Annotated in this window: 16 protein-coding genes and 1 CRISPR repeat array (1 of these 17 only partly in view); of the genes, 11 read left to right on the top strand and 5 right to left on the bottom strand. The window is 38.4% G+C overall.

Annotated elements, in window-relative coordinates:
* Window positions 1–724: direct repeats of the CRISPR family, unit length 36 nt; unit sequence GTTTTTGTACTCTCAAGATTTAAGTAACTGTACAAC (it extends 2,739 nt beyond the left edge of the window).
* Between the two features lie 140 nt (window positions 725–864).
* Both yidA and QM923_RS02100 read right to left on the bottom strand, forming a co-directional pair.
* Window positions 865–1,671 (bottom strand): sugar-phosphatase, encoded by an 807-nt coding sequence (yidA, locus tag QM923_RS02095; RefSeq protein WP_414290687.1) that lies wholly within the window; start codon window positions 1,669–1,671, stop codon window positions 865–867.
* Between the two features lie 12 nt (window positions 1,672–1,683).
* The gene (locus QM923_RS02100; RefSeq protein WP_414290688.1) at window positions 1,684–2,988 is read right to left on the bottom strand and encodes an HD domain-containing protein; all 1,305 of its coding nucleotides are present in this window, start codon (window positions 2,986–2,988) and stop codon (window positions 1,684–1,686) included.
* Between the two features lie 72 nt (window positions 2,989–3,060).
* On the opposite strand from QM923_RS02100, the gene QM923_RS02105 reads away from it, so the two are divergent.
* Window positions 3,061–3,438: a YwiB family protein gene (locus tag QM923_RS02105; protein WP_414290689.1), complete on the top strand. Its 378-nt coding sequence runs from the start codon at window positions 3,061–3,063 to the stop codon at window positions 3,436–3,438.
* A 179-nt stretch (window positions 3,439–3,617) separates the two neighbouring features.
* On the opposite strand, the gene QM923_RS02110 is transcribed toward QM923_RS02105, so the two are convergent.
* Window positions 3,618–4,700, bottom strand: a complete 1,083-nt coding sequence (locus QM923_RS02110) for a DEAD/DEAH box helicase (RefSeq protein WP_414290690.1) — start codon at window positions 4,698–4,700, stop codon at window positions 3,618–3,620.
* Window positions 4,697–5,674, bottom strand: coding sequence for a Gfo/Idh/MocA family protein (locus tag QM923_RS02115; protein ID WP_414290691.1), 978 nt, complete (start codon window positions 5,672–5,674; stop codon window positions 4,697–4,699). The genes QM923_RS02110 and QM923_RS02115 overlap by 4 nt, the downstream gene beginning before the upstream one ends.
* Window positions 5,675–5,820: 146 nt before the next feature.
* On the opposite strand from QM923_RS02115, the gene QM923_RS02120 reads away from it, so the two are divergent.
* The 10 genes from QM923_RS02120 to sdbB all read left to right on the top strand — a co-directional run bounded on the left by QM923_RS02120 (window position 5,821) and on the right by sdbB (window position 13,382).
* Window positions 5,821–6,516 (top strand): YoaK family protein, encoded by a 696-nt coding sequence (locus QM923_RS02120; protein WP_414290692.1) that lies wholly within the window; start codon window positions 5,821–5,823, stop codon window positions 6,514–6,516.
* Between the two features lie 269 nt (window positions 6,517–6,785).
* A complete protein-coding gene (gene rplU / locus QM923_RS02125) occupies window positions 6,786–7,100 on the top strand; it encodes a 50S ribosomal protein L21 (protein WP_000109141.1) in 315 nt (104 codons plus the stop codon).
* A gap of 15 nt (window positions 7,101–7,115) precedes the next feature.
* Entirely contained in the window at window positions 7,116–7,460 is a 345-nt protein-coding gene (locus QM923_RS02130; RefSeq protein ID WP_000613699.1) for a ribosomal-processing cysteine protease Prp, read from the top strand.
* A gap of 16 nt (window positions 7,461–7,476) precedes the next feature.
* Entirely contained in the window at window positions 7,477–7,770 is a 294-nt protein-coding gene (gene rpmA / locus QM923_RS02135) for a 50S ribosomal protein L27 (RefSeq protein ID WP_000916509.1), read from the top strand.
* Between the two features lie 225 nt (window positions 7,771–7,995).
* Window positions 7,996–9,255 (top strand): UDP-N-acetylglucosamine 1-carboxyvinyltransferase, encoded by a 1,260-nt coding sequence (locus tag QM923_RS02140; RefSeq protein WP_373074546.1) that lies wholly within the window; start codon window positions 7,996–7,998, stop codon window positions 9,253–9,255.
* A gap of 17 nt (window positions 9,256–9,272) precedes the next feature.
* Window positions 9,273–9,824, top strand: coding sequence for a GNAT family N-acetyltransferase (locus QM923_RS02145; RefSeq protein ID WP_414290693.1), 552 nt, complete (start codon window positions 9,273–9,275; stop codon window positions 9,822–9,824).
* Window positions 9,817–11,094 carry a CBS-HotDog domain-containing transcription factor SpxR gene (gene spxR / locus QM923_RS02150; RefSeq protein WP_414290694.1) on the top strand — a complete coding sequence of 426 codons (1,278 nt, stop codon included), beginning with the start codon at window positions 9,817–9,819 and terminating at the stop codon, window positions 11,092–11,094. The genes QM923_RS02145 and spxR overlap by 8 nt, the downstream gene beginning before the upstream one ends.
* A gap of 15 nt (window positions 11,095–11,109) precedes the next feature.
* Window positions 11,110–11,970, top strand: coding sequence for a methionyl aminopeptidase (locus QM923_RS02155; protein WP_414290695.1), 861 nt, complete (start codon window positions 11,110–11,112; stop codon window positions 11,968–11,970).
* Between the two features lie 128 nt (window positions 11,971–12,098).
* Window positions 12,099–12,806, top strand: a complete 708-nt coding sequence (ccdA2, locus tag QM923_RS02160) for a thiol-disulfide oxidoreductase-associated membrane protein CcdA2 (RefSeq protein WP_414290696.1) — start codon at window positions 12,099–12,101, stop codon at window positions 12,804–12,806.
* Window positions 12,807–12,818: 12 nt separating this feature from the next.
* Window positions 12,819–13,382 carry a thiol-disulfide oxidoreductase-associated lipoprotein SdbB gene (sdbB, locus tag QM923_RS02165; protein ID WP_414290697.1) on the top strand — a complete coding sequence of 188 codons (564 nt, stop codon included), beginning with the start codon at window positions 12,819–12,821 and terminating at the stop codon, window positions 13,380–13,382.
* Between the two features lie 58 nt (window positions 13,383–13,440).
* Here the strand turns inward: sdbB and QM923_RS02170 are convergent, their stop codons facing one another.
* Complete coding sequence (locus QM923_RS02170; RefSeq protein WP_045614994.1) at window positions 13,441–14,427, bottom strand: L-lactate dehydrogenase; 987 nt, start codon at window positions 14,425–14,427, stop codon at window positions 13,441–13,443.
* Between the last annotated feature and the right edge of the window lie 8 nt (window positions 14,428–14,435).

The following is a 14,435-nucleotide window of genomic DNA, read 5'->3' on the forward strand; positions in this document are numbered from 1 at the left end:
CAACTGTTAAATTAACTTTGGTTTCTTTAGGTTTTTGTACTCTCAAGATTTAAGTAACTGTACAACAATACAATCAGGATGGGGATAATGTAGTAGGTTTTTGTACTCTCAAGATTTAAGTAACTGTACAACTGCAATTTCAATCGACCTTCCTCATTTCTTGTTTTTGTACTCTCAAGATTTAAGTAACTGTACAACCTGATACACCTATTAAATGTACTTTCAACGGTTTTTGTACTCTCAAGATTTAAGTAACTGTACAACTTTCAATGCATCATAACTTGCCTTAACACCGTTTTTGTACTCTCAAGATTTAAGTAACTGTACAACCAATTCGTAAAGCTGGAGTGTTTAAAAGCGTTTTTGTACTCTCAAGATTTAAGTAACTGTACAACAGTCTTCAGACGGCAAAGGTTGGTATTACCGTTTTTGTACTCTCAAGATTTAAGTAACTGTACAACCTCCGAGCAGACCGACCTCTTTTCTCAACTGTTTTTGTACTCTCAAGATTTAAGTAACTGTACAACCTGTAAGACCTTTTGAGACAGTTCAAATTGTTTTTGTACTCTCAAGATTTAAGTAACTGTACAACACAGTGGTGAGAACTATACTACTGATATGCATTTTTGTACTCTCAAGATTTAAGTAACTGTACAACACATGAATGAATTTCAGCTTTTAGAGTTGCGTTTTTGTACTCTCAAGATTTAAGTAACTGTACATTTTGTTAAGATATTTGGGACTCATTCGAATGAAAAAATTGTTTTTCTTTTAAACTATTATTGACACATGATTGACAAAACTATTGCCCCATCCTACAAAGGAAAATATAGAAAAAAACCACTCAAGAGAGTGGTTTTAATGTTACAAGACCCAAGTTCGGATGGCATGGGCAACGCCTGATTCGTCATTTGTTTTGGTGATGTATTTGGCGATTTTTTTGAGTTCTGGGTTTCCGTTTTCCATAACAACGGGATTACCAACGACTGCTAGCATGGCACGGTCATTTTCTTCGTCACCGATAGCCATGGTTTCATCCTTACTTAGTCCAAGTTTCTCAGCTAGGTGAGTGATAGCAGATCCCTTGTCTACATCCTTTTTAAGGAGTTCTAGGTAAAATGGAGCAGATTTGTTGATAGAGTATCGCTCGTAAAATTCTGTTGGAATCTTTTCAATAGCAGCATCGAGAATTTCTGGTTCATCGATAAACATACATTTGACGATTTCTTTATCAGCCATCTCTTCAGGTGTACGATAAAAAATTGGCATGCTGACGAGAGTTGACTCGTGTACGGTATATTTTCCGATATTGCGATTGGCAGTGTAGATGCCGTCCTTGGTAATAGCATGCATATGGACTCCCAGTTTACGACTGAGAAATTCCATATCCAGATAGTCCTCGTAAGTCAAGGATTCGCTGATAATCTCATGGCCATTAGCAGTTTCTTGGACAAGGGCACCGTTGAAGGTCACTACATAGTCACCTTCATCTCTCAACTGCAAGTCGTCAAGGAGTTTGGCAACACCAGCGATGGGGCGTCCTGTTGCAATGACAACCTTGACTCCAGCTGCTTTGGCATCTTGGATAGCTGCAAAAACTTCTGGAGTAATTTCTTTTTTGCTATTAACCAGGGTACCATCAATATCGACGGCGATTAGTTTTATACTCATAAATTTCCTCTGTTATTTCTTATCTGGAGTAAAATGATCATTCTCAATCAATCTTGAAAATTGTTGAATGATATTCGTGAAAATACTGTTTTGCTTAAGCATTTCTTTAGGGAAGTAGAAACGGTTGTCACCATGACGGCTTCCTGCAAGAGACTGGACGATAGGAGATAGGCTAGAAAGCTCAGCCAGCTCACCATTCTTTTGGACAATCTCAATTTGTGTTCTTGGATTTTCAGACTCTGGTCGATAAATATCGTAAGGAAGGTCAAAATTCTTATGAATAGCTGTGTAATAGTTGGGGTCAAAACCAATTTCTTCTACGAAATTTCGCATGATTTCAAGTTGGTCTTGATCATCCTGTGAAAAAGTAATAGATTTGAAGACCTTACGATTGATAAAACGTTGTGATAAGTCAGCTAAAATCTTATCTGTACTAGTCATCCAGAGTTGGAAGTAGGTGTTCATAACTCCGTCATCTAGTGCTAGATAGTCAGACAAGCTAACGTTTTTCTCAAAAAATGGTAATAAATGGGGTGAAGTACGAGCAAAGAAATTTTTATTGTCAGGATAGAGTTCTTTGGCACGTTTCAAAAGATTTTGCAGAAGAACCTCCATGGCTCGTGTAGCTGGGTGGAAATAAACCTGCATATACATTTGATAGCGACTAAGGACATAATCCTCGATGGCGTGCATCCCATTCCGTTGAAAGGCAATCCCATTTTTTACTGGACGAATAACACGGAGAATCCTAGTCAGGTCAAATTGCCCGTAGAAAGCACCCGTAAAGTAGGAGTCACGAAGGAGATAGTCCATACGGTCTGCATCAATCTGACTAGAAATTAGTTGAACGACTTGTTTGTTGGGATAGGTATGGTCAATGACACTAGCAACTTTTTTAGGGAAGTCAGGCGCCACCTGTAACAAGACCTGGTTAATCTCTGTATCAGGACTTTGAATGATATCTTGTGTGATAGCCTCATGATTGGTATCAAAAAGATTTTCAAAAGTATGAGAGTAGGCACCGTGTCCGAGGTCATGTAGAAGAGCAGCAGTCATGGTTAATAGTGACTCGTTAGAATCCCATTCCTCAGGATATTTCTCCTCAAAAATTTCCGTAATTTGCCTAGCAATTTCATAGACTCCTAGACAGTGAGAAAAGCGACTATGCTCTCCACCATGGAAAGTATAACTGGATGTACCCAACTGCTTGATTCGACGAAGCCGTTGAAATTCTTTTGTATTGATTAGGTCATAAATAACCTGATTATTAACGTGGATATAGTTGTGAACAGGGTCACGAAATACTTTTTCATTCATAAGACCATTATAGCAAATTCCTTGCCTTTTTGGTAAAATAGTAGGGATAAGTGGGAAGAAAGAGGAATAGTTGTGAAGATTAGAATGAGAAATACCATCAAGTTCGATGAACAATTGGAAGTAATCGACCAACTTTATGATGTTGAATTACGGGAAAAGGGAGATTTTTCCTATCTCCTTTTTTACAATGAAGACCAAGAAAAAGTAGTTTTGAAATTTAATGGGGAGGAACTGGTCATGTCACGTTTCTCAAATCCCAAGACCATCATGCGTTTTCTGAAGGATACTGATAGTTTAGCCTATATTCCAACACCTATGGGACTGCAGGAGTTTATCATCCAAACAAGCCACTACGAAGTTGGTGAAGAGAAGATTGAACTAGCCTACCAACTACAAAACAAAGAAGGTGTTCTATTTGCCAACTACCGTTTAGAAATTACTTGGGGATAAGAAAAAGAGGCTGGGATAAAAGTCCTAGCCTCTCAATTGTATTCGGATTGTCGAGCAAGACGCAGTGGTTGAGTGGGCTCTACTACGCTGATTTCATCAGCTTTTACAGCCCTATTCAACTGTGCGGAGGTGGGACGACGAAATCGAATTCTAACGAATTACCGATTTCTGTCCCACTCTCATTTGATATACAGTTCTTGATTTTTTAAGACAATTTCACGTACGCTTGCAAATTTCTTCAGTTTTTTAAGCTCTTCTGGATGGGTCACAAGTGTGATGACATAACCCTCTTTACCCATACGTCCTGTACGACCCGCACGGTGAGTGTAAGTTTCCTTGTCTCTAGGGACGTCGAAATTGACAACACATTCCAAGCTGTCAATATCGATACCACGAGCGAGAAGGTCTGTGGCAAGAAGTAGTGTCAGTTGATTATCTTTGAATTTTTCTAGAATAACTTTTCTAAATTTGACGTTGACATCGCTAGCTAGTGAAACTGCTAAAACATCACGATATTGCAATTTTTCCTCGGCATTTCCAAGGTCTGACAAGCTATTAAAGAAGACAAGACCACGGAAATCTTCTACATGTGCAAGTTTACGAAGCATATCTACTCGGTGGCGTTGGTCTACTTGCATGTAGAAGTGTTGAATATTGTCTAATTTTTGGTCTGATAGATCAATGATGCGCGTGTTAGGTGCAATCTTATCTTGGTCAAATTTGGTAGTGGCACTCATGTAAATAAGTTGATGGTCACGAGGTGCGTAGTTGGTTATTTTCTCGACAAAATGAATTTGAGAATCATCAAGGAGCTGGTCGAATTCATCAAGAATGATTGTTTCCACGTTCATCATCTTGATTTTTTTCAATTTAATGAGTTCAAAGATACGACCAGGAGTTCCTATCAAGATTTCTGGTCCTTTTTTCAGACGTTCAATCTGACGTTTCTGGCTCGAACCGGATAGAAATAGCTGAGCTGTTAATCCGATAGCCTCACCCCAGGTTTTAGTGACTTCAAAAATTTGTCCAGCAAGCTCAGTATTAGGTGCTAAAATCAATAATTGTTGAGCTTTTTTCTTTTGCAGTTTGAGAAGACTAGGTAGGAGATAGGCTAAAGTCTTCCCTGTACCAGTTGGACTGACTCCAAGTAGATTTTCACCTTCTGTTATAGGTTCAAAAAGTTGAGTTTGAATGGTAGTAAATTCTTGGAATCCCAGTTGGTCAATCAATTCTTGCCATTCGGTAGGTAGTTTGGTTTTCATTTTTCTGCCTCAAATCTAATGCCAGCATTCTGGCGCATGGTGTAAAGTAGGTTGTGGACGTGTGTCGCATCATCAATCCAAGATTGGTAGAGAGTCAGGTCTGCTTGTTTAATCAAGTTTGCGAAAGCAGCAACTTCCTCAGTCATGTTGTGAGAAGCCTGCTGGATAGGAAGTTGAACTTCATTTCCTTGGTGGTCTGTAAAAATAGCTGATTGGACATGCTCGATTGTATTAAGTGTCAAGGTTCCATCAGTAGTATAAATCTCACAAGGAAGATTAGAAGTGATATTCTTTCCTGCTTTGATGTGTACTTGATAGTTAGGATATGAGAGAATACCATCCCCATTTAAATCAATGCTATTATCTAGTTTCTGAGCTTGATAGGTTGCATGAGTCGGTTTTCCAAATAAGCGAACAGCTGCATAAAGAGGATAAATACCAAGATCCATAAGTGCACCACCTGCAAAACGTTCTGAGAAAACATTAGGAGTATAGCCAGCAAGTAGGTTAGGCATCTTAGATGAATATTTAGCATAGTTAAAGTCGGCCCCTAAAACATGTTTATCAGCTAAAAAGTTCTTAATTGTAGCGAAAGCATCTTCGTGGTAGTTTCTTGCTGCTTCAAAGATAAAGCATTTATTATCTTTAGCTGTTTCAACTAAATCCTGCCATTCTTGTGGTTGAGTGACAGCTGGTTTTTCAAGGATAACATGTTTGCCAGCAGATAAAGCCATCTTTGCCTGACTAAAATGCAGGGAATTCGGACTAGCAATGTATACCACATTGAATGAATCATTAAAGAAATCATTTAGCTGATCAAATAGCTTAACGCCTTGATACTGTTCAACAAACTTTTCTGCGGTTTCTATTTTTCTAGAATAGACTGCACCCAGTTGAAATTTCCCACTAGTATAGGCAGCCTCTAGAAAATGATGGCTGATTGAACTAGTTCCTATGATACCAAGTTTTAGCATAGTTACTCCTTTTCCACAAGTAATGATTGATTTCATTATATCATAGAAAGAGTCAACTCGTTACCTTGAGATAGTTCTTTTGCTTTGATACTTCGAATTTTCTAGAAAAAATGGTACAATAGTTACAGTAAATTTAGGAGTTTAGTATGAGATTATTACCTATGAGAAAAATTTCTCGTCATTCAAAAAGATTGGCGCTTTTTTTGACTTTTTGTGCAGGCTATGTAGACGCCTATACGTTTATTGTAAGAGGGAATACCTTAGTCGCTGGGCAAACGGGGAATGTGGTATTTCTATCAGTCGGAATCGTTCAGAGAAATTTGGCTGATGCTGAAATAAAGATATTGACACTTTTATCTTTCATGTTAGGCGTTTTTTTGCTTACGATTTACAAGGAAAAACTTCGCATTGTTAAAAAACCCATTCTATCACTTGTTCCATTAGCTATTTTATCATTGATAATCGGCTTTGTTCCATTGAGTGTTGATAACATGTTTATTATTCCTCCTCTGGCTTTTTGTATGGGTCTGGTTACAACAGCTTTTGGAGAGGTTTCTGGAATTGCCTATAATAATGCCTTTATGACGGGAAATATCAAACGCACCATGTTGGCTTTTGGCGAATACGTCCGGACCAAGCATACAGCCTTTTTGATGGAAGGATTGATTTTTGTGAGCCTACTTGTTAGTTTTATTCTAGGAGTAGTATTTTCAGCTTATTTAACGATTATCTTCAACGAAAAAACAATTTTAGGTGTCCCTATCATGATGAGTTTTTTTTATCTAAGTATGCTTTTATCTTCTTTGCGAAAAAAGTCTAATAAAAGGCTGAATTTTGAGTGAAAATACTTGTCAAAAATTTGGAATCATGCTATACTTGTAGAGTTGACTATGCACGATCCTGTGCAACCGCACGAACATCGTTGCTCGTCGTATAACAAATTTAAACTTCGTCATTATCGCCTTGTCTAACATAAGTTATGTCTTCGGCTTAATTCCTAGTTTATTCTTTGTTATACTAAGAGCTCTTCTTTTAAGTGGTTCGTCCCACGATGCTAGGCGAGTCTTCACAAAAATTCGGGGAACCCCAAAAAAATCATAGGAGGTGCATAATGAGCACATACGCAATTATCAAAACTGGCGGAAAACAAGTTAAAGTTGAAGTTGGTCAAGCAGTTTACGTTGAAAAATTGAACGTTGAAGCTGGTCAAGAAGTTACTTTTAACGAAGTTGTTCTTGTTGGTGGTGAAAACACTGTTGTCGGAACTCCACTTGTTGCTGGAGCTACTGTAGTTGGAACTGTTGAAAAACAAGGAAAACAAAAGAAAGTTGTTACTTACAAGTACAAACCTAAAAAAGGTAGCCACCGTAAACAAGGTCACCGTCAACCATATACTAAAGTTGTCATCAACGCAATCAACGCTTAATTTTAAGGAGAACACATGATACAAGCAGTCTTTGAGAGAGCCGAAGATGGCGAGCTGAGGAGTGCGGAGATTACTGGACACGCCGAGAGTGGCGAATACGGCCTAGATGTCGTGTGTGCATCGGTTTCTACGCTTGCCATAAACTTTATCAATTCCATTGAGAAATTTGCAGGCTATGAACCAATCTTAGAATTAAACGAAGATGAAGGTGGCTATCTGATGGTTGAAATTCCAAAAGATCTTCCTTCTCACCAGAGAGAAATGACACAATTGTTCTTTGAATCATTTTTCTTAGGTATGGCAAACTTATCGGAGAACTCTTCTGAGTTCGTCCAAACCAGAGTTATCACAGAAAACTAACACGGAGGAAAACATTATGTTAAAAATGACTCTTAACAACTTGCAACTTTTCGCCCACAAAAAAGGTGGAGGTTCTACATCAAACGGACGCGATTCACAAGCTAAACGTCTTGGAGCTAAAGCAGCTGACGGACAAACTGTAACTGGTGGATCAATCCTTTACCGTCAACGTGGTACACACATCTATCCAGGTGTAAACGTTGGACGTGGTGGAGACGATACTTTGTTCGCTAAAGTTGAAGGCGTAGTACGTTTCGAACGTAAAGGACGCGATAAAAAACAAGTTTCTGTTTACCCAATCGCTAAATAATCGCTCTATATACCATTAAATAAGGCTTTCCGATATTTCCGGAAAGCCTTTTTTCTTTAATAAAATTAACATCAGTTATTTTTTAAGTTTATTTGAGAAACTGTTTTAAATCAATAAAATCTTAAGGAGCTTATTTGATTTATTATGATAGATAATAAGAAAGAAATATGGTATAATATAGGGTAGGACCTTATGAATATATAGTGAAAGAGTACTTAAAAGATAATGAAAAAAATTGTCATTAACGGTGGACGTCCATTAAAGGGTGAGATAACCATTAGCGGAGCGAAAAATAGTGTAGTAGCTCTGATTCCAGCTATTATTTTGTCAGATGATGTAGTTATTTTGGACTGTGTTCCAGACATCTCTGACGTTTCTAGTTTGGTTGATATTATGGAAATTATGGGTGCGAGTGTTAAGCGCTATGATGATGTTTTGGAGATTGATCCTCGTGGTGTTCAAAATAAACCAATGCCATATGGTAAAATCAACAGTCTTCGCGCATCCTATTATTTCTACGGTAGTCTTCTTGGACGTTTCGGTGAAGCAACAGTAGGTTTACCTGGTGGATGTGACTTGGGACCTCGTCCGATTGACTTGCATTTAAAAGCCTTCGAAGCCATGGGTGCTAAGACAACCTATGAGGGAGACAATATGAATCTCTCAACAAACGGCTCTAGATTACAAGGTGCTCATATTTATATGGATACTGTTAGTGTTGGAGCAACTATTAACACAATGCTTGCAGCGGTAAAAGCCCAAGGACGTACAGTCATTGAAAACGCAGCTAGAGAGCCTGAAATCATTGATGTAGCTACTTTGTTAAATAATATGGGAGCTCATATTCGTGGTGCAGGTACAGATATGATTACTATCGATGGTGTTGAAACCCTTCATGGAACTCGCCATCAGGTAATTCCTGACCGTATTGAAGCAGGGACTTATATTGCAATGGCTGCTGCTGTGGGACAAGGAATTCGTATTAACAATGTACTTTATGAACACTTAGAAGGTTTTATTGCAAAACTTGAAGAAATGGGTGTTCATATGACGGTTTCTGAAGATAGTATCTACGTTGAAGAACAAACAAATCTTAAGGCTGTAAATATCAAAACAGCTCCATATCCAGGATTTGCTACAGACCTTCAACAACCGATTACTCCTCTTTTGTTGAAAGCTGAAGGACGAGGAACATTGATCGATACTATTTATGAAAAACGTGTCAATCATGTCTTCGAATTAGCCAAAATGAATGCAGATATTTCTACAACGAATGACCATATTTTCTACAAGGGTGGCAATCCTTTACACGGTGCAAGTGTAAGAGCGACTGACTTACGTGCAGGAGCTGCCTTGGTTATTGCCGGATTAATGGCTGAAGGTAGAACAGAAATTACTAGTGTAGAGTTCATTTTAAGAGGCTACTCAAATATTATTGAGAAATTACGTAACCTTGGAGCAGATATTGAGCTAATCGAAGATTAGCCATTTTGAGGAACACAATGAATATCTGGACAAAATTAGCAATGTATTCTTTCTATGAGACGGAACGTTTGTATTTCCGTCCATTCTTTTTTACGGATGTAGATGACTTTCATGCTCTAGCATCAGACCCTGAAAATCTCCAATTTATTTTTCCTACGCAAGCCAGCATTGAGGAAAGTCAATATGCTCTTGCTAACTACTTTATGAAATCACCCTTGGGAATTTGGGCGATTTGTGATAAGAAAGAACAGAAAATGATTGGAGCCATCAAATTTGAAAAGCTGGATGAAATCCGTAAAGAAGCAGAAATTGGCTATTTTTTAAGGAAAGACTATTGGTCTCAGGGATATATGACGGAAGCAGTTACCAAATTACGCGATTTGTCTATGGATCAGTTTGAATTAAAGCAACTTTCTATTGTGACGCATTTAGAAAATAGTGCTAGTCAAAAGGTTGCACAAAAATCAGGCTTCGTTCTATATCGTCGTTTCAAGGGTAGTGATCGATATACTCGTAAGATGCGGGATTATCTAGAATTTCGCTATACAAAAGGAGAGCTAAATGAGTAAACACCAAGAAATTTTAGCTTATTTAGAAGAATTACCAGTCGGAAAACGGGTCAGTGTTCGAAGTATTTCAAATAGACTGGGAGTGAGTGATGGTACAGCTTATCGTGCTATCAAAGAAGCTGAAAATAGAGGCTTAGTTGAAACACGTCCTCGAAGCGGGACAGTCCGTGTCAAGTCCAAAAAAGTTGCCATTGAGAGATTAACCTTTTCAGAAATTGCAGAAGTCACTGGTTCAGAAGTTTTAGCTGGCCAAGCAGGTTTGGAGAGAGAATTCAGTAAATTCTCCATTGGAGCTATGACAGAAAAGAATATTCTTTCTTATCTTCATGATGGCGGTCTACTTATTGTCGGTGACAGAACACGAATCCAATTATTGGCACTTGAAAATGAAAATGCTGTCTTGGTAACAGGTGGATTTGAAGTTCATAAAGATGTTTTGGATGCTGCTAATAAGAAAAATATCCCAGTGTTACGCAGTAAACATGACACATTTACCATTGCAACCATGATTAACCGAGCTTTGTCAAATGTACAAATAAAGACAGATATTTTAACGGTTGAAAAAATCTATCGTACTAGCCACGAATATGGTTTTTTACAGGAAACAGATACTGTGAAGGATTATTTGGACTTGGTACGGAAGAATAGAACTAGTCGCTTTCCCGTCATCAATCAGCATAAGGTTGTTGTTGGTGTCGTGACCATGCGTGATGCTGGAGATAAATCACCAGGGACTACCATTGATAAGGTCATGACAAGAACTGTCTACATGACCGGTTTAGCCACAAATATTGCTAACGTGAGCCAGAGAATGATTGCTGAAGATTTTGAAATGGTACCTGTTGTACGGAGCAATCAAACCTTGCTTGGTGTCATTACTAGACGTGATGTCATGGAAAAAATGAGTCGTTCTCAGGTCTCAACTTTACCAACCTTTTCAGAACAGATTGGACAGAAGCTATCTTATCATCATGATGAAGTTGTTATTACAGTCGAACCCTTTATGTTAGAAAAAAATGGTGTTCTTGCTAATGGTGTTCTTTCAGAAATCTTGACTCATATGACGCAAGACTTGGTCGTTAATAGCGGGCGTAACCTGATCATTGAACAAATGTTGATTTACTTCTTACAGGCTGTTCAGATTGATGATGTTCTACGGATTCAAGCTAGAATTATTCATCATACGAGACGATCGGCTATTATTGATTATGACATTTATCTCAATCATCAAATTGTATCAAAAGCAAATGTAACTGTAAAAATTAATTAGAATCTAGGAGTAAACATGATTACATTAAAATCAGCTAGAGAAATCGAAGCTATGGATAAGGCCGGTGATTTTCTTGCAAGTATCCACATTGGTTTGCGTGATATCATCAAGCCAGGTGTTGATATGTGGGAAGTAGAAGAGTATGTTCGCCGTCGTTGTAAAGAAGAAAATTTCCTTCCACTACAGATTGGTGTTGATGGGGCAATGATGGACTATCCATATGCAACCTGCTGTTCGCTCAATGACGAAGTAGCACATGCCTTCCCTCGTCATTATATCCTCAAAGAGGGTGACCTCCTCAAGGTTGATATGGTTCTTGGTGGGCCAATCGCGAAGTCTGACATCAATGTTTCTAAACTCAATTTTAACAACGTTGAGCAGATGAAAAAATACACTCAAAACTTTACGGGTGGATTAGCTGATTCTTGTTGGGCATACGCAGTTGGTAAACCATCAGAAGAAGTTAAAAACTTGATGGACGTGACTAAGGAAGCTATGTATAAGGGTATCGAGCAAGCTGTTGTTGGCAACCGAATTGGTGATATCGGTGCAGCGATTCAAGAATACGCTGAAAGTCGCGGATACGGCGTTGTCCGCGATCTTGTAGGACACGGTGTTGGACCAACCATGCATGAAGAACCAATGGTTCCTAACTATGGTGTAGCTGGTCGTGGTCTCCGTCTTCGTGAAGGTATGGTTTTGACAATCGAACCTATGATTAATACAGGTGATTGGGAAATCGATACAGATATGAAGACAGGTTGGGCTCACAAAACTATCGACGGTGGTCTATCATGTCAGTATGAACACCAGTTTGTTATTACCAAGGATGGACCTGTAATCTTGACAAGTCAAGGTGAAGAGGGAACTTATTAATAAAAAAAAGGGAGCTGAGCTCCTTTTTTTATTCGTTAAAGTTGAAATCAAATTTGCGTAGCAGATATCTTACAAACGTTTTCTTTTATAGTAAAATAAAAGATGACTATATGAAAGAAGGTTCTTAATTGGAAAGTATTATATTTTTTATCTCTGTATTTTTAGCTGGGGTTTTATCGTTTTTCTCACCCTGCATATTTCCCTTGTTGCCAGTCTATGCAGGTGTTTTGTTAGATGATCAAGAGCAGTCAAAGACATTTCGGTTTTTAGGTAAGGATGTTGCCTGGTCTGGATTAATTCGGACATTCTGTTTTATCGCAGGTATCTCTCTAGTTTTCTTTATTCTAGGGTTTGGAGCAGGATTTCTCGGGAACTTACTCTATGCTGATTGGTTTCGTTATGTTATGGGTGGTATTATTATCATACTAGGCTTACATCAGATGGAAATCCTTCATTTACGAAAATTAGAGTTCCAAAAAACAGTAAGATTTGATCAAAAACAGTCTAGTAAATATCTATCAGCCTTTCTATTAGGTATTAGCTTTAGCTTTGGTTGGACTCCATGTATTGGTCCAGTTTTAAGTTCAGTTTTAGCATTAGCTGCCTCAGGAGGAAATGGAGCTTTTCAAGGGGCATTATTAACCCTAGTTTATACTCTTGGAATGTCGCTTCCATTTTTAGTATTGGCCTTGGCATCAGGTCTCATCATGCCTTATTTTAGTAGAATTAAATCTCACCTACTCTTACTGAAAAGAATTGGTGGTTTACTAATTATTCTCATGGGAATTTTATTAATGTTGGGACAGTTAAATATCTTATCCGGAATACTAGGATAAAAGGAGTTATCTATGAAAAAAACAATCTATTTTGGACTTAGTTTTTTATCTATCTTTTTTTTGATTGCTTGTGGCAAGGAAGAGAAGGAATCAAGTCAGGAAAATCAAACGAGTCAAACACAGCAACAAGCAACGGTTAAGCAAATAGCTGTAGGAGCAGAAGCGCCTGATTTTACGCTACAATCGATGGATGGAAAAGAAGTCAAACTATCTGATTTTAAAGGTAAAAAAGTTTATCTAAAATTCTGGGCTTCTTGGTGCGGACCATGTAAAAAAAGTATGCCAGAACTAATGGAACTTGCTGCAAAAGAAGATCGTGATTTTGAAATATTATCTGTTATTGCACCAGGCCTTCAAGGTGAAAAAACCATAGACCAGTTTCCAAAATGGTATGAGGAGCAGGGCTATAAGGATATACCTGTCCTATATGACACCAAGGCGACAACCTTCCAAGCCTATCAGATCCGAAGCATTCCAACAGAATTTCTAATTGATTCAAATGGTAAAATTGCCAAAATCCAAATAGGTGCAATTAGTAATGCAGATGCAGAAGCAGCGTTTGCACAAATGAATTAACGTTATAAAAAAATGTCTAGACTGTTTTGTCTAGACATTTTTTTAAAATTTAATTGAATTAGTTTTTAGAAGCAGCTTGGAATTCTGGGTTTTTCCATGCTTCATCAATAATTTCTTGCAATTCACGAGCAGAAGCTTGCATTTTTTGAGTTTCAGCGTCGTTCAATGGGATGTTAACTGGGCGAACAATACCGTGTGCACCAACGATAGCTGGTTGACCGATAAAGACGTTTTCAACTCCGTATTGTCCTTCTTGGAAAACTGAAAGTGGAAGTACGGCATTTTCATCGTCAAGGATAGCTTTTGTGATACGAGCAAGAGCAACTGCGATACCGTAGTATGTAGCACCTTTTTTGTTGATGATTGAGTAAGCAGCGTCACGAACTGAGATGAAGAGTTCAACAAGGTCTGCTTCATTCAAGTCACGGTTAGCTTGCAACCATTGTTCCAATTTAACACCGGCAACGTTAGCGTGTGACCAAACGGCAAATTCTGAGTCACCGTGCTCACCCATGATGTAGGCGTGAACTGAACGAGCATCAACACCGATAGTTTCAGCAAGTGCTTGACGGAAACGAGCTGAGTCAAGTGAAGTACCTGAACCGATAACACGTTCTTTAGGGAATCCTGAGAATTTCCAAGTTGAGTAAGTTAAAATGTCAACTGGGTTAGCAGCAACAAGGAAGATACCGTCAAAACCAGACGCAACAACTTGTTCAACGATTGATTTGTTGATAGCAAGGTTTTTACCAACAAGGTCAAGACGAGTTTCACCTGGTTTTTGTGGAGCACCAGCAGTGATTACTACAAGGTCCGCATCCGCACAGTCTTCATACTTAGCAGCATAAATTTTCTTAGGCGAAGTAAAAGCAAGCGCGTGGCTAAGGTCTTCAGCATCACCAACTGCTTTTTCAAACAATTGAGGAATTTCAATGATACCAAGTTCTTGAGCAATACCTTGGTTAACAAGAGCGAAAGCGTAAGAAGAACCTACGGCACCGTCACCAACGAGGATAACTTTTTTGTGTTGTTTAGTAACTGTCATTTGTCTAA

The sequence above is a fragment of the Streptococcus infantis genome, assembly GCF_047463275.1.
Classification (GTDB): Bacteria; Bacillota; Bacilli; order Lactobacillales; family Streptococcaceae; genus Streptococcus; species Streptococcus infantis_AF.